7 protein-coding genes and 1 CRISPR repeat array (1 of these 8 running past the window's edge) are annotated in these 21306 nt (G+C 55.7%); of the genes, 3 read left to right on the top strand and 4 right to left on the bottom strand.

What is annotated here, in order from left to right; translation table 11 throughout:
- Positions 1-12 precede the first annotated feature (12 nt).
- From EKD03_RS05785 to EKD03_RS05775, 3 genes are all read right to left on the bottom strand, one after another.
- A complete protein-coding gene (locus tag EKD03_RS05785; RefSeq protein ID WP_129628514.1) occupies positions 13-795 on the bottom strand; it encodes an electron transfer flavoprotein subunit beta/FixA family protein in 783 nt (260 codons plus the stop codon).
- A 203-nt stretch (positions 796-998) separates the two neighbouring features.
- Positions 999-2252 carry an acyl-CoA dehydrogenase family protein gene (locus EKD03_RS05780; protein ID WP_129628512.1) on the bottom strand — a complete coding sequence of 418 codons (1254 nt, stop codon included), beginning with the start codon at positions 2250-2252 and terminating at the stop codon, positions 999-1001.
- A gap of 101 nt (positions 2253-2353) precedes the next feature.
- Positions 2354-7726 (bottom strand): M4 family metallopeptidase, encoded by a 5373-nt coding sequence (locus EKD03_RS05775; protein WP_129628510.1) that lies wholly within the window; start codon positions 7724-7726, stop codon positions 2354-2356.
- Positions 7727-8032: 306 nt separating this feature from the next.
- Here EKD03_RS05775 and gatB point away from each other — a divergent pair, with 306 nt between their 5' ends.
- Genes gatB through ltaE form a run of 3 tightly spaced genes read left to right on the top strand, consistent with a single transcriptional unit; the run spans position 8033 to position 11717 of the window.
- Positions 8033-9496, top strand: coding sequence for an Asp-tRNA(Asn)/Glu-tRNA(Gln) amidotransferase subunit GatB (gene gatB, locus EKD03_RS05770; protein ID WP_129628508.1), 1464 nt, complete (start codon positions 8033-8035; stop codon positions 9494-9496).
- On the top strand, positions 9493-10644 hold the full coding sequence (locus EKD03_RS05765; RefSeq protein ID WP_129628506.1) for an SH3 domain-containing protein: 1152 nt from the start codon (positions 9493-9495) through the stop codon (positions 10642-10644). Before gatB ends, EKD03_RS05765 begins: the two co-directional genes overlap by 4 nt.
- A 5-nt stretch (positions 10645-10649) precedes the next feature.
- On the top strand, positions 10650-11717 hold the full coding sequence (gene ltaE, locus EKD03_RS05760; RefSeq protein WP_129628504.1) for a low-specificity L-threonine aldolase: 1068 nt from the start codon (positions 10650-10652) through the stop codon (positions 11715-11717).
- Between the two features lie 228 nt (positions 11718-11945).
- Here the strand turns inward: ltaE and EKD03_RS05755 are convergent, their stop codons facing one another.
- Positions 11946-12176: a DUF433 domain-containing protein gene (locus tag EKD03_RS05755; protein WP_129628502.1), complete on the bottom strand. Its 231-nt coding sequence runs from the start codon at positions 12174-12176 to the stop codon at positions 11946-11948.
- 679 nt (positions 12177-12855) lie between these two features.
- Positions 12856-21306: a CRISPR direct-repeat array (repeat unit 37 nt; unit sequence GTTTCAAACCCCTTCATTTCGGGGCGGATCTAAGCAC) (it continues 2935 nt past the right edge of the window).

The following is a 21306-nucleotide window of genomic DNA, read 5'->3' as shown; positions in this document are numbered from 1 at the left end:
GCACGCAGCGTCCTAAATAACCTGGTTCTCCAGGAGCTTATTGACCAGCGCGGCAACCTTGGCGGCAGCATCGGCCCCGGTAATCATCTCGCCATTGGGGCGAGCGGGGGCGGGGGTGCGGGCGCTCAGGGCGGCAGTCGGGGCGAGATCGGCAGCGCTGAGGCCCAGATCAGCGGCGCTCCAGACGGGCGGCTCGATCTTGGCGACGCGCTTGATCTTCAAGAGGGAGGGGTAACGCGGGCTGTTAATATCCTTGATCACACTCACGACGGCGGGTAGCGGGCTTTGCACGGTCTCGATCACCGTCTCTAGGTTGCGCTCGGCAGTGATGGACTTGGCCGCCGGGTCAACATCTTGGATTTTCCCCACATAGGTGATCTGGGGCCAGCCGAGGTGACGGGCGAGCGCCGGGGCGAAGGCACCGCTCTCATCATCGGTGCTGTTGCGCCCGGTGATGACGAGATCGACATCGCCCAGTTTGGTAATCGCCGCAGCGACGGCACGCGCAGCACCCAGCGTATCGGTATTGGTGAAGGCCGGATCACTGAGCAGCAGCGAATCGGTGGCCCCCATCGCCAGGGCGCGACGGATCTGTTCTGTCCAGCCGGCGTTGCCCAGTGAGAGCACCGTCAACTTCCCACCATGCTTCTCGTTCCAGGTGATGCCCTCTTCGACGGCATATTCATCAAAGAGGTTGATAATCTTCTCGATGCCGTCCGCATTGATGCTCAGGTCAGCATTGAGCTTGACCGAGTTGTCACGGGGAACCTGCTTCATACACACAACGATGTGCATTCTGTGATCTCCTTAGATTGCTCCTGCTCCGACGCGGTGCATTATATCATTTTTTGTCTGAAGGGAGGGTATGTTGTCCTTCACTACATTCGGTGGGGGTTTGGGGTGGCTACACCGCCCCCGAAGATCTTTTTTTGTGTTTTTTGGCGGCGAAGCCGCCAAAAAACACAAAAAAATAGGGTTTGGGGCTACGCCCCAAGACGCTATGCACCCCACTCGGTGGGATCATAAGCCGGCAACTCGCAGCGCAGCGGCGGACTGATACGTCGCCCCAGGGCAAAATCGGCCTGCAAGAGTTCCTGTAGCTCGCGGGTGCCCTCATAGATGATGCCGCCGCGTGCATTGCGCAGGTAGCGCTCCACCGGGTACTCATCCGAGTAGCCGTAGGCTCCGTGAATCTGGATGGCGTCGTCGGCGCACTCGAAGCTACTCACTGTCGCATGCCACTTGGCCAGGGTGGTCTCGCGGGTGTTGCGCTGGCCCTGGTTCTTCATCCAACCGGCGCGGTAGACCAGCAGGCGCGAGGTGTCAAGTTTGCGCACCATGTGGCTGATCATACGCTTCACTAGTTGATGATCGGCGATGGGGCCACCGAAGCTGTGGCGCTCTTCGGCATACTTCAGGCTGGCTTCGAGGCTGGCCTGGATCAGCCCGGTGGCTCCGGCGGCGACGGTGTAGCGACCGTTGTCGAGTGCGGCCATGGCGATCTTGAATCCCTCGCCCTCTTCACCTAGGCGGTTGGCGAGGGGTACGCGCACATCCTGCAAGACCAAGCCGCCGGTATTGCCCGCACGCATGCCGAGTTTGCCGTGCAGCGGGTAGGAGGCGACCCCCGGCATGGTGCGCTCGACAATAAAGGCCGAGATGCCGCGTGCGCCCTTGGTGGGGTCGGTCTTGGCAATCACGAGGAAGGTGTCGGCAATATCGGCGAGGCTGATCCAGATCTTCTCGCCATTGAGGATGTAGTCATCGCCATCGCGGCGGGCGGTGGCCTGCATGGCGACGGCATCGGTGCCAGAGTTGGGTTCGGTGAGGCAGTACCCGGCGAGTAGTTCGCCCTTGGCCTGGGGAATGAGGTAGCGCTGTTTCTGCTCCGCGCTACCCCACTGGAAGAGCGAGAGCGAATTGAGGCCGGTATGAACGCTGATCACCACGCGCAGGAAGCTATCTACCCGTTCTAGCTCCTCACACACCACCGCGAGGGCGAGGTAATCCATGCCTGCGCCGCCATACTTCTGGGGGATACAGATCCCCAGCAGACCCAACTCGCCCATACGCTTGAGGATGGGGCGAATATGCGGGCGATCCTCTGGCCCCTCGGTATGTTCGCCGCCACTCCGATCCCAGGTACGAATATGCGGAGCCACTTCACGTTCAGCAAAATCACGCACCGTGCGGCGTAGCATTTCGTGTTCGTCGCTGAGGAACATGCCGTACCCGGCAGTTAGATCGAGCATTGCGCAGATACTCCTTTGTAGCGCTTGTATTCGGATGTGGGCATTATACCGCAGGCGGGTACGAAGAAGGGGGAGCAGGTTCCTGCTCCCCCTTCTCAAAGTTAACGAACAACCAGTGGTAGATAGACATTGTAGGGTTCTACAATCTCTATCGTACCATCCGAGACTGCACTTAATCCACCGGCGGTTTGGATGCGAACCTTATAGATCCCAGCCTTGATCGAGGTATCTATCGTTGCAATGAGATCCGTATCCGATCCTGGCGCATAACTGACTGAACCGACCGACTGCATCTCGCTGGTTGTTACATCAACCAGATAGACCTTGGGTAACTCGCCGCCTAGCCCCGCAGTCCGAATATTGAAGGTATTGATCCCAGTGAGTAGTAACTGGGTGGGGGTGAACGACTCGATCTTCAAGGTACTATCCACGCCTGCCTGGAGCGAGATCATACCACCCTGCCAGAGTGTGTTATCAGATGCGTGTCCCAGTAATGAGACTGGCATCTCGAAGCTCTTCCCTTCTGGTTGAGCCAATACACGCCAGCGGAGTGCAACCAGCGGATGTGACTCACTGCTACTCCATGCCGTATAGACCGCCAGATCATAGGATCCATTGCCCTGGGCAACCCATGAGAGGCCATCAGGATTACTGCTAAAGCTAATCGGCTGACCATCCGGGTTAAGTGGCTGAATCTCCACCAATTCCAGGTAGTTGGATTTAGCTCCAATCAAGAGCTTGTACTCATCAGCCTGACCAGTCGCATGGATAATGGTCGTGAACTCAGATCCTACTGCAACCGTACCATTCACTTCGATCTCAGTCAGACGCAACTGATCATCTGAAGCGACGGGAAGATCGCTATCAGTAGCGAACTGAACAGGCTTGGTGACGATTTGGGCCGCAGGCTCATCAACCCCCATCATTGTCCCCACCACCACGCTAAGGTCATAGGTACTAGTCAGCGTGCCGCCAGTTGAGTTAAAGGCATTGACCGCTGCGTAGTACCTCCCAGTAGCGGGGGCTGTCCAAACGATCTGTGACGCCCAAGTCAGGTAATCATCATTGGAGGCCAGAAGTGTACCACTACTACTGTAGAGCCAGAGGTACGTATCGGCGTTATTTCCCAGATTGGACGTATATAGCGTATAGGTTGTCCCAGCGACTGCATCGAAATAGACCCAATCAACATCGCTAGTAGTATGGAAGTTGTGCGTTTGAGCACCCGATCCAATCATGATAGTGCGGGCTTGAGATGACATATCATCGGGTTCATAGGCATCAATCGGAATTCCTGCGGTACCCGTCACCGAGAGGTCATAACTCGTACAGTTCCCGGATGTGGAACTTGAGTAATGAGCGACCCGCACAAAGAGCGGATCGCTTGATGTTGCCGTCCAGACAATCCGTGAGGCCAAGCTGCCATAGTCATCGTTGTAGACCAACGAATTGCCATAGCGATCCATGAGTTGGAGGGTTGTATCGCCACATGTCCCAAGATTCGTGGTTGCGATCATATAGATCCAACCACTTGTTGGGTAGAAGTAGCCCCAATCCTGATCGCCAGGGATGTGGAAATTATGATTCTGCGCACTCGTATTGATCTGTATCGAGCGAGCAGTCGTGATAGCATTATCAGGCTCGAAGGTGTCAATGGTCGTACTGCTGATACTCGTTACCCGTAGTTCATAGGATGAACATGAGCCAGAACTTGTTGAGGAATAGTGACGTACCCGTGCATACAGGGTTGTACTACTACTCGAATTCCAGACAACACGTGAGGCTAGGCCATTATAGTCATCGTTGTTGGCCAGGAAGGTTCCACTGGAATTGTAGAGATCGAGCACGGTATCGCTACATGCACCCAGATTGAGGGTCTCGATGGTATAGGTTGTATCTGGTTGAGTTGTGAAGCCGACCCAGTCATAATCACCAGCGACATGGAAGTTATGTATCTGGTTGGTGGCGCTATTCACGCTGATTGAGCGTGCCTGTGTGATCGCATTATCCGGCTCATACGCATCACTACTGCCCATCAGAGTCAAGGTATAGTCGGTATTCGCCCCAAAGATACTAGCGTTGAATTGGCGCACACGCGCACGATATGTTCCATCACTCGGTGCGACCCAGACAATGCGTGAGGCGTAGCCATCAGTGTCATCATTGAAGGCGAGGAGGGTTGTTCCGCTGTTATCGAACAACTCCAGCACCGTATCGGCACGGGTGGCAAGTTGGGATGTCGCAAGAATATACGATACCCCGCGTGTTGCCGTAAAGACCACCCAATCCTGATCGCCCTGGCTATGGAAGTTATGGCGCTGTCCAGCCGCGCCATTGCCGATGGTTCGTGCAGTTCCGGCGCTGTTATCAGACTCATAACTATCGGGATTGGCGGGAGTGCCATACGCAAAGAGGCGCAGGGTATAGCCGGAATTGCTGCCGGTATTAGAGGCCGAGAAGGGGCGTACCCGCAGGAAATACTGCCCGTTATCAGGTGCAGTCCAGACAATCCGTGAGGCGAGCGAACCGGCCCCATCGTCATTGCTCACCAAGGGAACCGTGGCATTCGCGACAAAGAGATCGAGCACGGTATCAGCACGAGTATCTAGCAGTGCAGTCTCGAAGGTATAGCGATTCCCGGCGATTGCAGTGAAGCGTACCCAATCGGTATCATCAGATGCATGGAAGTTACGACTCTGGACAACGGGTGCCTCAGAAGTGCCTGGTACCACGACAAGTGCCTGGCTGGTCGTATTGTCTGATTCGTAGGAATCAGGGGCAACGATTGGCACCACACTGATTTGGAGATCATAAATGAGGCTTGGATTGCCAGCCGTAGGACTATAGTGGCGTACCTTGATGTAGAAGCGTTGCGCACTATAGATATTGATACTTATTCGCGAGGCAAATTCACTGTAATCATCATTCGTACTGATGAGTGTGCCGAGGTTACTATACAGTTCGAGTACTGTATCGTTGGAAGCCGCAAGATTGAGTGTTCTGATATCATAGGCCATATTGGCACTCGCATCAAAATAGACCCAATCTTGATCGCCGGGTATATGGAAGGTGTGACTCTGGGGCGTAGCGCCTACACTAATGGGGCGAGCGGAGCCTTGGCTATTATCGGCTTCATAGGCATCACCCACAACCCCAGTATTGATCACACGTAGCGAATAGGTGGTATTAACCCCTGCTTCATTACGATAGTGAAAGACCCGCGCATAATAGGTTCCGCTGCTCGGTGTTACCCACGAGATCCGTGATGCGAAGCTGCCGGAAGAGTCATCATTGTAGGCTAAGCGTGTACCGGCATTGTTGTAGAGTTCGAGAACGGTATCACTGGTTGAGCCAAGATTGAACGTCTCAATGACATAGGTATTGCCTGCTGAGGCACTGAAGGAGACCCAGTCCTCATCACCACGTATGTGGAAGTTGTGTGTTTGACTGGCTCCACCAACAGTGATCGGCTTTGCGGTACTGCGGGTATTATCGGTCTCGTAGGCGTCAGCAGGTGTCTGAGGCGTATTTGCAATGATGCGTACCGAATAGGTGCGGTTTGCGCCGCCTTGATTTCCAAAATTGTTGACACGTATATAGAAGGTGCCACTACTTGTTGACTGCCAGGTGATGCGCGAGGCAAGATTGCCCGATGCTATATCATCGTTCATCGCAATCACCGTAGTCGCATTACTGCTATACAGGGTCAGCATGGTATCAGCGGCTGTACCGAGATTGAAGGTCTCAATCTGGTAGGTTGTTCCGGCTATGGCGCTGAAGCGTAGCCAATCCTGATCCCCATTCTGGTGGAAGTTATGTGGCCCATGAGACGTACCATCGGTCAGGATGGTCTTAGCTTGACTGCTACTATTGTCAACCTCAAACGTATCGGCAGTTACTGTTCCCCCACACGGTATTGCTTGATTGAGTTCAACCGCCTGCGCGGCAAGCATGGTTGTGTTGTACTGGCTTGATCCCGTACCATACAGCGCCGCCGCCGCACTGAGCAGCGCATTATACAGATCATTGAAACTGGCTTGCTGATTCAAACCACCGACTAGCGTTCGATAGAAGATGCGCTCAGTTGCATTACGCCCAATCGCAGTGATGGTGCGCCCATTGAAGGTACCACCATCCGACATTAAATAGGCGAGTTTATTCGGAATACCACTATTGATATGTACCCCACCGTTGTCTTGGGTGGTACAGACATAGTTACTGACGCGATCCGGCTGGTTGTATAGTGTCGGGTTGGCCATACTGCGGATCGGCCCGCCGTTGGCATCTTCACCGATCAGCCAATCGTCACGATCAACCATGGCGGCAAAAATATCCGACATGGCTTCATTGATGGCACCTGACTGATTGAGATAGGCTAAGTTGGCCGTATATTGGGTGACTCCGTGCGTCCATTCATGGGCTATGATATCGCGCTTGGCCCATCCGGGGCCGTATGCGGTATATGATCCATTCCAAAATGCATTGGCCATGGTGCCGTAGCGCACAATCGCGACCATTTGTGCGCCACGATTATCAAAACTATCCCGTCCATGGGTGTTGAAGAAATAGTTGTAGGTGTCACCTGTATTGACGAAGGCAGCGACACAATCACTACTTGGTGTGCCTACTGCACCAGACTCACGGTAACAGGGGCTGGAGCCACTCGTGGTGTTATTTCCATCATAGATGGCCCGATTAAGCCCTTCTTGGTGGTTCGAGTAGGTAATCCATGGCTTGCCCGTTTCGGCATCAATGATCACTATTGCGCTGTTACTCTCATCGGCGGTGGTGAGAACCAGATGGTAGGCTAGTGCGGTAGGGCCAGGGGTTAAAGCAAATAGATCCGGGTTGAAAAAGACCAACTCGCTCTGGGTGAGGGTTGGTTTGTTCCACTGGGCCTCAATTGCCGCTGTGATGGATTCGGCATCCTCTTCTGGTGTTGCTGCCTGAACTTCACGTTGTGCGGCAAGGCGTACTGCCTCCTGCGCAATTTTGTATGCCTCCTCGACACTGAGGCTTGGCTTACTATCTGCCGCAATGGATGTGAGATAGGTACCACTGATGCTACGTACCTCATCTCCCTCGACTTGTAGAGTCAATCCAGCACTAAATACTGGTATCTCGCCTTTCACTTGCCCAAGCCGCACCACATGGAGTGACGCATCGAGTGGTTCACTCGAAACGACCTTCCAACCGAGATCTTCAATACTCGCTAACTCGCCCATGGTGGTTGTATTGACAAAAGTCAACGCAACATCCTTGGGATTGACCGGCCCTTGTTGGGCATCTAACTGGGCAGCAACGGATTGACCTAAGCTCGGATGGGGGGCAATAAGCTCATCCTGAAAAATACGCTGCGGTACTTCTGGCGGGGCAGCCTCTTGGGCTTGGATCGAGGGCACTCTACGATCTGGATAACCGAATAGGAACGACATGACGATTAGGAGCGTGAGGAGGGGTTTGATGCTCTTCATCCTGTTATCCGTTCTCCGTTTGCGAATAAGTATGCGACACGCTAATTATGTGTGTAATAAATCACATTTTAAATAGACATTTTTTAACTGGATTTCAGTGATATTATTTTTCATTTCTCACCTATTATACGGTAATCATGTTGAGAATAGTAGATTCCTAACCTTATAAAAAAATAAGTTATTCGTGGGCTAGGCGTATCGCGGCGGCCCAGCCGCCCCCACCCCACGTTTGCCCGCCCTAACCCTATGCTACAATATGGACACGATTGCACTGATCTGAACCTTCAGTATCCATAGGGAGCCTGCATGACTGCGTATCTGGTGACTATCGGCTTGGAGATCCACGCCCATATTAAGACCGCCTCGAAGATGTTTGACGGCTGCCCCGCCGATTATGCCGGTGCCCCGCCGAATAGTTATGTCTCGGCGGTGAGCCTGGGGTTGCCCGGAACATTGCCGGTCCTGAACCAGCGCGCCGTCGAGTTGGCGGCGTGCGCAGGGATGGCGCTCAACTGCCGGGTCAACCAGCGTTCGGTCTTTAGCCGCAAGTTGTACCTCTACCCCGATCTGCCCAAGGGGTTCCAGATTACGCAGTATGATGAGCCGATCTGTAGTGATGGTTGGGTTGAGATTCGGACTGCGGCGGGTGAGACACGCCGGATCGGGATTGAACGCCTGCATATCGAGGAAGATACCGGGCGGCTCGTGCATGCCGATGATGATTCGTCGCTGATTGACTATAACCGTAGTGGTACGCCACTGATGGAGATTGTCAGCCGTCCCGATGTGAGTACGCCCGAAGAGGCGCGCTTGGTCTTTGAGAAGATCCGCCAGATTCTGGTCTGGATCGGGGCGAGTAGTGGCAATCTGGATGAGGGGGCGGTGCGCTGTGATGCGAATGTGAGTGTGCGTCCTGAAGGTCAGGTTGAGTATGGGGCCAAGGTCGAGATTAAGAATATCAACTCGTTCCGCTTTGTGGAGCGGGCGCTTACCTATGAGATCCAGCGCCAGATCGAGACACTGAATGCCGGGGGCAGCGTGGTGCAGGAGACCCGTGGCTGGCGCGAGGATCTAGGGCGCACCGAGGGGCAACGCTCGAAGGAGTTTGCCCACGATTATCGCTACTTCCCCGAACCCGACATTCCGCCGCTTGAACTGAGCGCTGCTTGGATCGCCGAGCGTAAGGCGGAACTGCCCGAACTGCCCGATGCGCGGCGGGCGCGCTTCGAGAGCGAGTACGGGCTGAGCCTCCAGGATGCCGATCTGTTGACGCTGGAGCGTCCGGTGGCCGACTACTTCGAGCAGGCGGTGGATGCGGCGGCGGTGGCTGGGAGTAGTGCCAAAGAGGTTGCGAATTGGGTATTGAATGAGGGCTTCCGCTTGCTCAAGGAGCGCGGTGAACCGGCGACAGCGCTGGCTACCCGCATGCCAGTGGCGAGTCTCTCTGGCCTGATTGGGTTGGTGGTGAAGGGCGCAATTACCCGTGGCGTGGCCAAGCAGCTCTTTGAGGAGTGTTTCGACCGTGGCGCTGATCCGGTGCAACTGGTGACCGAGCGCGGCCTGACGCAGATCAGCGATAGTGATGCGTTGCGGGTGGCGGTGCGCGAGGCACTGGCTGATCCTAAGGCGGCCAAGGCGATTGGCGAGTATCGCGGTGGGAAGGCCACGGCCATTCAGTTCTTGCTGGGGATGGTGATGCGCGCCTCCAAGGGTCAGGCCAACGCCCAGGTGGTGCGCAGCCTGCTTGAGGAGGAATTGGCAGCCCAATGACACGCAGCGACGAGACCCAACCCAGTCCGATTGATTTGCTCGAATCGGCGCGCGCCAAATATTCGCTGGCGTTGGGGCGCTTGCGGCGTGGCCCGCCCGAATTGGCGTTGCTCAGCCTGCATGGCAGCATCGAGGATGCCTTGCGCTCGTATGCGATGCGCCACCGCTTGCCCGCTATTGCCGAGCCGTTCCCGCAATTGGTTGAGGTTCTCGCCGCCGACCCGCAGGCGCGGCTTGATCCGACCGAGGCGAACATTATTCGCCGGATGCACCGCCTACGGGCGCGGGTGGCGCATGGCGAACAGATCACCTTGGCGGCGGAGACGCTCGACGCTTACCATCGCCTGATCGCCCGCTTGTTGCCGTTGTTCGATGTATTGGTGGTTGGCCCCGAAGATGCCGGGGCGACCATCCCGCTGGCGCGTCCGGCTGAAGCGCCGACCCAACCCCGGCGGCGCTACGATGATGTCCCGGCCATCCCACCGCGCCACGATGCCGACTCGGGGCGCACAACTACCCGCATGGTACGCCCGCCGCCGCGTGAGCGCACCGCCTACCCCGATGATGAACTGGCGCGCTATGTCGCCCGCCCACCCCGGCGTGCTCAGACCGACTACGACCGGCTGGGGCAGGTGGGCGGGAATAGGTGGCAGCGCAGCTTCCAACAACAGCCATGGGTCTTACCGGTGCTGATTGTGGTTAGTCTGGCGTTGATCGTGGCGGCAGTGGCAATCAGTTTCCAGCAGATCCGCGCTGTGCGCAGCCTGCCGACGCCCATCCCGACCAGTATGGCTCCGGCCTTCAGTACGCCCACGGTGGCCTCGCGGATCGAGACCGGGGCCACCGCAGATCCGGCGCTTATTCCACCCCCGGTTTCGCCGGTGGTGATCGTTTCGCCCACCCCAGAGGCTCCGGTTGAACCGGGGACGTTGGTACTTGGTCGGAATGCGCGGGTGGCGATCCAAGAGCCGCTCAATATTCGTGCTCAACCCGGCCTCAATCAGAGCGCGGTCTTGTTGGCGATAGATCCTGGCACGCAGGTGCTGTTGGTTGAAGGCCCCACTGTTGCTGATGGCCTGAATTGGTGGAAGGTGCGGGTGGCGAATATTGAGGGCTGGTGTGCCGGGGATTATCTTCAGGGAGAGTAGCGAGCATGTACGAGGGTTTACATATTGTCCACCGCCACCACGGCGCGATTGACCTGCGGAGCGATACGGTGACGCTGCCAAGCCCGGCCATGCGCGAGGCGATGGCGCGTGCCGAAGTGGGCGACGATGTCTATGGTGAAGACCCGACCATCAACCGCTTGGAGGAGATGGCGGCGGCGCTGTTGGACAAAGAGGCGGCGGTGCTGGTACCGAGCGGCACGATGGGCAACCTGAGCACACTGCTGGCCCACTGTGGGCGTGGCGACCGGGTGATTATGGGGGATCAGTGCCACATCTACTGGTACGAGGCGGGTGGTGCTTCAGCCTTGGGGGGCATGGCCTACCATCCTCTCGCTACTGCTACGGATGGCACGCTTGATCTTGATCAGTTGCGTGACGTGGTCTGCTTGGGCGATGATCAGCATGAAGCACCCGCGAGTCTGATCTGCTTGGAGAATACGCACAACCGCTGCGGGGGTGTGGTGTTGCCGTTGAGCTATCTGGCCGAGGTGCATGCGCTGGCCCAGGATGCCATGCTGCCGGTGCATCTGGATGGGGCGCGCATCTTCAACGCGGCGATTGCATTGGGGGTGCATGTGCGTGAGATCACGCGCCATGTGGATAGCGTGCAGATCTGTCTCTCGAAGGGGTTAGCGGCTCCGGTTGGCTCGTTAGTGTTGGGGACAGAACGCTTTATCGCACGGGTGCGGCGGATGCGCAAGATGTTAGGTGGTGGGATGCGCCAAGCCGGGGTGATCGCGGCGGCGGGGATCGTGGCCCTTGATCAGATGGTGGATCGGTTGGCGGAGGATCATGCCAATGCGCGGATGTTGGCGCTGGGCCTTGCGAAGGTGCCGGGTCTGCGTATTGATCTGGAGCGGGTACAGACCAACCTCGTGCGCTTTGAGTTGGACGTTACCGATCTGCGGGTCGAGGAGTTCTTGGGGCGGCTACGCCAGCGCGGGGTATTGATGGGGGGCATGGGGGGGCGCACGGTGCGCGCCGTGACCCACTATGGGGTCAGTGCTGAGGATGTGGCGCATGTGTTGGATGTGGTGCGCGAGGTGGTGTAGTGGTTCTCTCATCCCCTGCGTCACGGGGCGGTGGTGGGGCGGGCTTCGACAGGCTCAGCCCACGGATCATCCCCTGTGTCACGGGGTGGCGGTGGGGCGGGCTACTTCTCTGGTTGCGGGATGATTTCGAGCAGGCTATCTGAGGAGAGCGTAACGAATTGCTCAATCTCCATAGCATAGGTACGGATTACCTGCTCAACCGTGACAGATGATGGTCAAATAATAACTTCATACACGAACCACCAAAACCTGTGCTTCACGGTTAGCAGCAAAACTCAAGCACGCACGAATATCATCTGTGGTGAGATCAGGAAAATCGTCAAGGATCTCTGGGATTGTCATTCCTGCCGCGAGATAGGACAAGATATCATAGACCGTATAGCGCAGACCACGGATTGTTGGCTTCCCGCTGCGCACATTGGGGTTGATTGTGATTAGGTCATGATAATTTTTATGCATTGTTTACTCCATCATATAGATGACACTTCCACACTCTTCCCTCGCCCACTATTGTAGCATGCTCGTAGATGTTTTTCATGGTGCGGGGCGTCATCATCCCATGCGTAACGGGGCGGTGTTGTGGCGTGTCCGCAGATGACGCAGATTTCGCGCTCGTTATTGTTGCCTGGGGAAAGGGATACGGGTAGGGGCGCGTCGCGACGCGCCCAGCCCGTGTGCCCCAACCTATCCCGTGGTTGCCCACCGTATCGGCGCATCCCGTGGGCGCGTCACGACGCGCCCCTACATCCGCACAGGGGAGTCCCAGATCTCAGTCGGTCGTTGGTGCATCGTGACCAGATGGAAGCCTGTGCTCCGCCTATGGGGACGCCCCTTCCGGCGTTTCAAACCCCTTCATTTCGGGGCGGATCTAAGCACCCGTGTCCTTTAACGGGGAGGTATACTCATAGGCGTTCGGTTAAAGAGGGGCTTCGTTGTGATGAATCCCCACCGCCTCCTTGGGAGTAAAACCTATCAACCGCAGAGGACACAGAGGTACGCAGAGGGATGGGTTTCGCGCTCCCTGTGGGTACGACCTCTGGTTTTTCCTCTGCGCTCCTCGGCGTCCTCAGCGGTCAACAACCGAGGCGCAAGAGGATGCTTAACCGACTGCCTATGGGGGTATACGCCCTCGATCAGTGTTTCAAACCCCTTCATTTCGGGGCGGATCTAAGCACCTCTCTATTTTTTGAGTGCCGGCTTTGTTTCTCAGGTTTCAAACCCCTTCATTTCGGGGCGGATCTAAGCACACCAAGAAACATTCATCCTGCACGCGGCATGGCTCCGGTTTCAAACCCCTTCATTTCGGGGCGGATCTAAGCACGCTGCTCCAACACAGAATGCAAGTTCTGTGATGGATGTTTCAAACCCCTTCATTTCGGGGCGGATCTAAGCACTCAAGTCCCTCCGGCGGTTGTAGCTCAGTTGGTAGGGTTTCAAACCCCTTCATTTCGGGGCGGATCTAAGCACTCGAGCGGAACCGCTTCGAGCTCCACCCTGAGAACCCGTTTCAAACCCCTTCATTTCGGGGCGGATCTAAGCACAAAAAGTACGTGCCAGGGCAGACGCTGGCTGTGCAGCTTTCAAACCCCTTCATTTCGGGGCGGATCTAAGCACGAGTGAGGCGGTCGGCGACGGGCTCGAGCTCAACCTGCTTTCAAACCCCTTCATTTCGGGGCGGATCTAAGCACTGTGGGTGACCCAATGTCACCCACATCTCCACCCGAGTTTCAAACCCCTTCATTTCGGGGCGGATCTAAGCACAGACTAAGTCTGCCGTCGCCGCGGCCGGGGACCCAATGTTTCAAACCCCTTCATTTCGGGGCGGATCTAAGCACACCGGGCAACCCCGCAAGAGTGGCGGGCAACCGTCACGTTTCAAACCCCTTCATTTCGGGGCGGATCTAAGCACACCCCGCAAGAGTGGCGGGCAACCGTCACCCCGATCGTTTCAAACCCCTTCATTTCGGGGCGGATCTAAGCACCGGTTTCGCGCTCCTGTTCGCCTTGCGGGCTCTGGTTTCAAACCCCTTCATTTCGGGGCGGATCTAAGCACTCGCCCATAAGTGTCAGGTCCTGCACGACGGGGCAGGCGTTTCAAACCCCTTCATTTCGGGGCGGATCTAAGCACTTGCGCGCGACCTCGTCGCTCGCAGTGATCAGGGCTTGTTTCAAACCCCTTCATTTCGGGGCGGATCTAAGCACTGTGACAGGGATGGGGTGCACAACCCTGTCCCAACCTGTCGGTTTCAAACCCCTTCATTTCGGGGCGGATCTAAGCACGGAGAACGACCGTGAGCTTTGACAAGCTGGCCCGCAAGTTTCAAACCCCTTCATTTCGGGGCGGATCTAAGCACTGCTGGACGTCGTCGTCCATAGCTACACTAAAGGAGTTTCAAACCCCTTCATTTCGGGGCGGATCTAAGCACAACCCGTGGTGGTAATGAGCATCCGGCGTAGGTGAAAGTTTCAAACCCCTTCATTTCGGGGCGGATCTAAGCACCGGGGGGCCCACTCACCACCTTGGTGAGTGGCAATTCGCGTTTCAAACCCCTTCATTTCGGGGCGGATCTAAGCACTGGCCGCCCAGCGCGCGGCCTACACACTCGTCGCCCGTTTCAAACCCCTTCATTTCGGGGCGGATCTAAGCACTGGCGTTCGAGAGTGACTTGGTCATAGGCGGCGCTATGGTTTCAAACCCCTTCATTTCGGGGCGGATCTAAGCACTCAGGGCCGCCGCGGCCGAGACCCGCGATCCGGCCCGTTTCAAACCCCTTCATTTCGGGGCGGATCTAAGCACGCAGGCATCCTCGAAGCTCTGCTTCGCGGAGACCGGGGTTTCAAACCCCTTCATTTCGGGGCGGATCTAAGCACAAATATTGCGAGAAATGTCGGACATGGTCTGTTGTTTGTTTCAAACCCCTTCATTTCGGGGCGGATCTAAGCACGGCTTGTCTTGAAGAACCTGTTCAGCAACATCTTTTAGTTTCAAACCCCTTCATTTCGGGGCGGATCTAAGCACCTTGCCGTTGGCAGGAGGGCCACTGACTAAAGTTTTGTTTCAAACCCCTTCATTTCGGGGCGGATCTAAGCACGGGGTTTATTACGAAACTACCCGAAGACCTTATAAAAGTCTCAAACCCCTTCATTTCGGGGCGGATCTAAGCACTCCGTGCCCAGCAGATCGCTGAGGAGGAGGGCTTGCTGTTTCAAACCCCTTCATTTCGGGGCGGATCTAAGCACGATCAGCGCTACTTCCCCGAGACGGGCCACAGCATCGTTTCAAACCCCTTCATTTCGGGGCGGATCTAAGCACTTCGACGGCTACTGCAGGGGCTCACGGTAGGGTTCGCGTTTCAAACCCCTTCATTTCGGGGCGGATCTAAGCACTCTCCCTCATTACGGAGATAGCAGAGCGGCCTCCGAGTTTCAAACCCCTTCATTTCGGGGCGGATCTAAGCACGCCATGAGGCGGACCTTCCAGCGCGAGCTGGAAGAGGTTTCAAACCCCTTCATTTCGGGGCGGATCTAAGCACACATTACCGATAGCACGGCGATTATTCCATAAATCGCGTTTCAAACCCCTTCATTTCGGGGCGGATCTAAGCACAACCGAAGCGCTCCATTCCGCCGTTGCGCTCCCAGTACGTTTCAAACCCCTTCATTTCGGGGCGGATCTAAGCACACCTCAAACTCTGGTGTGCCGGCGTCCCAGAACTCTAGTTTCAAACCCCTTCATTTCGGGGCGGATCTAAGCACTGTGACAGGGATGGGGTGCACAACCCTGTCCCAACCTGTCGGTTTCAAACCCCTTCATTTCGGGGCGGATCTAAGCACTTCGCTATGCCCAGGCTGACCCCGTGTGGTTTGAGCGGTTTCAAACCCCTTCATTTCGGGGCGGATCTAAGCACGTGGGGGTCACTCATCTGTGACGGTCAGCGCGTATCTGTTTCAAACCCCTTCATTTCGGGGCGGATCTAAGCACGCGTATCTGCCCCCACATTGGCGATCGACACCGTTGAGTTTCAAACCCCTTCATTTCGGGGCGGATCTAAGCACATGGCCCAATCCCGCCTGAAACGGCGGATGGCTTGAGGTTTCAAACCCCTTCATTTCGGGGCGGATCTAAGCACTGTGTTTGGCTATCCGATCGGGCCTCAGCACGAGGGTTTCAAACCCCTTCATTTCGGGGCGGATCTAAGCACGCCTCCCGGTCTTTGGCTACCCGCTCACTGAGCAGCGGATCTAAGCACCCACTCCCGCCCCACCGAACTGGTGGACGGAGCCAACAGTTTCAAACCCCTTCATTTCGGGGCGGATCTAAGCACCAGCCCGGCTGTCAGTTCTTCCCCGAGACGGGCAAGAAGTTTCAAACCCCTTCATTTCGGGGCGGATCTAAGCACCCTAACTGCTCGTCGGGTAACGGGTGTCTGACGGTGTTTCAAACCCCTTCATTTCGGGGCGGATCTAAGCACGACCTATGCTTTAGCTTGAAGGAGCTTGCTATGAAAAGGTTTCAAACCCCTTCATTTCGGGGCGGATCTAAGCACCCGAACCGCGTCACCCGGTTCCAGACCACGGGCCTGTTTCAAACCCCTTCATTTCGGGGCGGATCTAAGCACACTAATCGTGGGAGCGGAAGCGAGATCCGCTATATAGTTTCAAACCCCTTCATTTCGGGGCGGATCTAAGCACTTGGGAGCGGAAGCGAGATCCGCTATAGGGACGAAGTTTCAAACCCCTTCATTTCGGGGCGGATCTAAGCACTTCCAAATGTTGGAGAGAGCCAAACGGCAAAAGGAGGTTTCAAACCCCTTCATTTCGGGGCGGATCTAAGCACAGTGTATCTCCCTCATAATGAGGGAGGTTCCGGTTGTTTCAAACCCCTTCATTTCGGGGCGGATCTAAGCACTCGTGGCGGATGGCGCCTCGTACGACCGTCGCTGTAGTTTCAAACCCCTTCATTTCGGGGCGGATCTAAGCACAAAAAAGCTCTCGAAAGGAGCAAGACTATGACCCGCGTTTCAAACCCCTTCATTTCGGGGCGGATCTAAGCACCTTCGATCGTGGGGTGTTGAACCCCACCAGCGACACGGTTTCAAACCCCTTCATTTCGGGGCGGATCTAAGCACGAGTTTCACAACTTCACTCCCACCGGCCACAAGGCCGAGTTTCAAACCCCTTCATTTCGGGGCGGATCTAAGCACCGTGAGCGGCGTTGTCCAACACAACGGGATGTGGAGTTTCAAACCCCTTCATTTCGGGGCGGATCTAAGCACATCTGGGATTTACCAACATCATATTTGACGGCGAGGAGGTTTCAAACCCCTTCATTTCGGGGCGGATCTAAGCACAAGTGGCGCCGGCCCTGGCTTTGGGGCCGCCGCCGCAAGTTTCAAACCCCTTCATTTCGGGGCGGATCTAAGCACTGATCACACAACCCGGAGGCTCCGCCCCCACCAGTCGGTTTCAAACCCCTTCATTTCGGGGCGGATCTAAGCACACTGCTCGGGCCGGGGCCGGCTGGTGTAGTCGCTGTTTCAAACCCCTTCATTTCGGGGCGGATCTAAGCACACGGAGCCGTCGGCCCCAATGGTGAAAACACCGTGTTTCAAACCCCTTCATTTCGGGGCGGATCTAAGCACTTACCACAACCGTGCTTATCGAGCTCTACCCGCCCTTGTTTCAAACCCCTTCATTTCGGGGCGGATCTAAGCACACCATGGGCGAGAAGCCTTGTTCATGCGGGGGTAAGTGTTTCAAACCCCTTCATTTCGGGGCGGATCTAAGCACACTCTCCCCCCAAACCTCGCACAAGGGGAGAGAGAGAGGTTTCAAACCCCTTCATTTCGGGGCGGATCTAAGCACCCCCAGTCGACGCCGTCGACGCCAAATTGGTGGGTGTGTTTCAAACCCCTTCATTTCGGGGCGGATCTAAGCACGTCAACGACCCCCGCAACATGGCCATCCAGAGCCTGAGCGTTTCAAACCCCTTCATTTCGGGGCGGATCTAAGCACACCCGCAGGAAGATCAGTCGTGCTGGTAGCCGCACTAGTTTCAAACCCCTTCATTTCGGGGCGGATCTAAGCACTACACCCCGGCAGTGTGCCGGGAAGGAGTTAACCATGTTTCAAACCCCTTCATTTCGGGGCGGATCTAAGCACGGTCAGGGCGTGGCTGACGCTGGCTATAGTTATCGTCGTTTCAAACCCCTTCATTTCGGGGCGGATCTAAGCACCCCCCGGTCGAGACTCCGGTTCAGCTTGAAAATAAAACGTGTTTCAAACCCCTTCATTTCGGGGCGGATCTAAGCACTAAGTTGCCGCGGTGAGGCATGGGCACCCTCCGGCGGTTTCAAACCCCTTCATTTCGGGGCGGATCTAAGCACGACCAGACCGTGTTAAGCCTAGTTTGCCCGGAGGAAATGTTTCAAACCCCTTCATTTCGGGGCGGATCTAAGCACTTTGTCCTGGTTTTTGTGGTCGTGGTTATGATGTTTTCGTTTCAAACCCCTTCATTTCGGGGCGGATCTAAGCACAAGGTTTGGTTCCGTTTTTTTGCTTACTTAGACCTGTTTCAAACCCCTTCATTTCGGGGCGGATCTAAGCACTCGACGGACCGACCCCGCCACAATGGCGGGCAACCGTGTTTCAAACCCCTTCATTTCGGGGCGGATCTAAGCACAGAGGTACAACCACCCTATGATGGGTGGCAAATTCAAGTTTCAAACCCCTTCATTTCGGGGCGGATCTAAGCACGAGCCAGAGCCTCTATCGCTGGGACGGCCAGTTGAAGGTTTCAAACCCCTTCATTTCGGGGCGGATCTAAGCACGCGCCCTTCGGCGCGGGCGTACGCCCACGCGTTGAGGTTTCAAACCCCTTCATTTCGGGGCGGATCTAAGCACCAGTTGAACCTCGTGGTGACGCTGACCGACGCGATGTTGTTTCAAACCCCTTCATTTCGGGGCGGATCTAAGCACGCTGCGGCAACCCCCTCACGGGTGGCTGCGGCTCGGTGTTTCAAACCCCTTCATTTCGGGGCGGATCTAAGCACTTGATAGCGGAGGGCCTTAAAAACCCTCCGCCAGTCTCGTTTCAAACCCCTTCATTTCGGGGCGGATCTAAGCACGCTTGCGCTGAGCTCATCAGCGCCGGCTGCGGCTTACCGTTTCAAACCCCTTCATTTCGGGGCGGATCTAAGCACCTTAGTTGCCCCCGTGACCACATCCGCATCCGCATCCGCGTGTTTCAAACCCCTTCATTTCGGGGCGGATCTAAGCACACGTGGGCGTGGTCGTGTACGCCTACATGTATAAAGATGTTTCAAACCCCTTCATTTCGGGGCGGATCTAAGCACGAACGAAGATTTTCTGGAATATCCTCAAATTTTCGCCGTTTCAAACCCCTTCATTTCGGGGCGGATCTAAGCACACTGTCACCCCACTAAATAATCCGTTTCCGCAATCGGGTTTCAAACCCCTTCATTTCGGGGCGGATCTAAGCACCCGGCACCCGCCAATTGGTGGGCCGAGCCGGGACCGCTGTTTCAAACCCCTTCATTTCGGGGCGGATCTAAGCACATGCTGGTCGTTCTAACCGGTTGTGGCATCTCGACGAGTTTCAAACCCCTTCATTTCGGGGCGGATCTAAGCACATACTTTAATGTAAGGAGTTTTCCAGATGCGTCGCTGTTTCAAACCCCTTCATTTCGGGGCGGATCTAAGCACTGGTCAAACGACGACACCGAGGCCAGTGTCTTTATGGTTTCAAACCCCTTCATTTCGGGGCGGATCTAAGCACGGACCCCAATACAGTGACCCGATTCCAGGTCACCAAGTTTCAAACCCCTTCATTTCGGGGCGGATCTAAGCACAAACCTCGCACAGAGGGGAGACTGTTCGCTGTAATTCGTTTCAAACCCCTTCATTTCGGGGCGGATCTAAGCACAGGGATGGGGTGCAACACCCTGTCCAAACCAAGTTCGTTTCAAACCCCTTCATTTCGGGGCGGATCTAAGCACGAAATGGAGGTTCATCCCTAACGAGTAGCTAGGGGAGTTTCAAACCCCTTCATTTCGGGGCGGATCTAAGCACGGTTTGGTTCCGCTTTTGCTTACTTGACTTTCAACTTGTTTCAAACCCCTTCATTTCGGGGCGGATCTAAGCACTACATGGATATGTACCATTTGCGGGTAGTTTGTTTCGTTTCAAACCCCTTCATTTCGGGGCGGATCTAAGCACTTGCTCACTGGAAAGTCCAGTGGGTGATACCTGCCTCGTTTCAAACCCCTTCATTTCGGGGCGGATCTAAGCACTTGACTCGGTTCGTGCGGAGTGGGTCTCTCGTAGAGAGTTTCAAACCCCTTCATTTCGGGGCGGATCTAAGCACAAACCCGCACCTGAAGCCGAACTCACCTCCGCCATCAAGTTTCAAACCCCTTCATTTCGGGGCGGATCTAAGCACCATTGGGCGATTTTTCGTACGAGGGTCGGAGATTTTTGTTTCAAACCCCTTCATTTCGGGGCGGATCTAAGCACGAGTGGCTTTTTGGTTTGTCCAAAATAATCTCTTTTAGTTTCAAACCCCTTCATTTCGGGGCGGATCTAAGCACATCCAAAATTGCTGTTTGGTTTGATTCTTTCCAAATGGTTTCAAACCCCTTCATTTCGGGGCGGATCTAAGCACGCTTTGACTCAACTTTTAGTGCAAGAACCAAACAAAGTTTCAAACCCCTTCATTTCGGGGCGGATCTAAGCACGTCAACAATTTTACCCGTTCAGATTTGGACAAAATTGTTTCAAACCCCTTCATTTCGGGGCGGATCTAAGCACGGGCTCCCCAATTTTGGGGAGTGTATCTCCCTCATAATGTTTCAAACCCCTTCATTTCGGGGCGGATCTAAGCACGTTTTGTAGAAAGATGGGCAACGACAAAATAAAAAAAGCGTTTCAAACCCCTTCATTTCGGGGCGGATCTAAGCACGGCGTGCGGGGCCCCCGCGAAGGGGGTGGACGGGGTAACAGTTTCAAACCCCTTCATTTCGGGGCGGATCTAAGCACTGGGTGGAGCCGGCGCTCGTTACCCCGGTACCTTTAAGTTTCAAACCCCTTCATTTCGGGGCGGATCTAAGCACCCCCCCCAAACCTCGCATAAGGGGAGAGATAGTTCGCGTTTCAAACCCCTTCATTTCGGGGCGGATCTAAGCACCACCGCGTCCGCATCTGTTCAGCTGGGCCCAACGGGTTTCAAACCCCTTCATTTCGGGGCGGATCTAAGCACGAGAAAGGGATGAACCTAGGAAGTATTGATCGGGTCAGTTTCAAACCCCTTCATTTCGGGGCGGATCTAAGCACTGATGGTGCTGGCGGGGTGTTCAATACCCCCACCGAGTTTCAAACCCCTTCATTTCGGGGCGGATCTAAGCACTGCTTGTCCACCCGAAGTTCCCTGCCCACCGTACCAGGTTTCAAACCCCTTCATTTCGGGGCGGATCTAAGCACGTCACGCCCATTAACAACCCAAACCCTCAGTCGAGTTTCAAACCCCTTCATTTCGGGGCGGATCTAAGCACCGCCGAAACCTTTAGTCCCC

It is taken from the genome of Candidatus Oscillochloris fontis (assembly GCF_004138135.1).
GTDB classification, from domain to species: domain Bacteria; phylum Chloroflexota; class Chloroflexia; order Chloroflexales; family Chloroflexaceae; genus Oscillochloris; species Oscillochloris fontis.
Note: the sequence above shows the minus strand (reverse complement) of the source record. Positions and strands in the feature narration are given on the sequence as shown.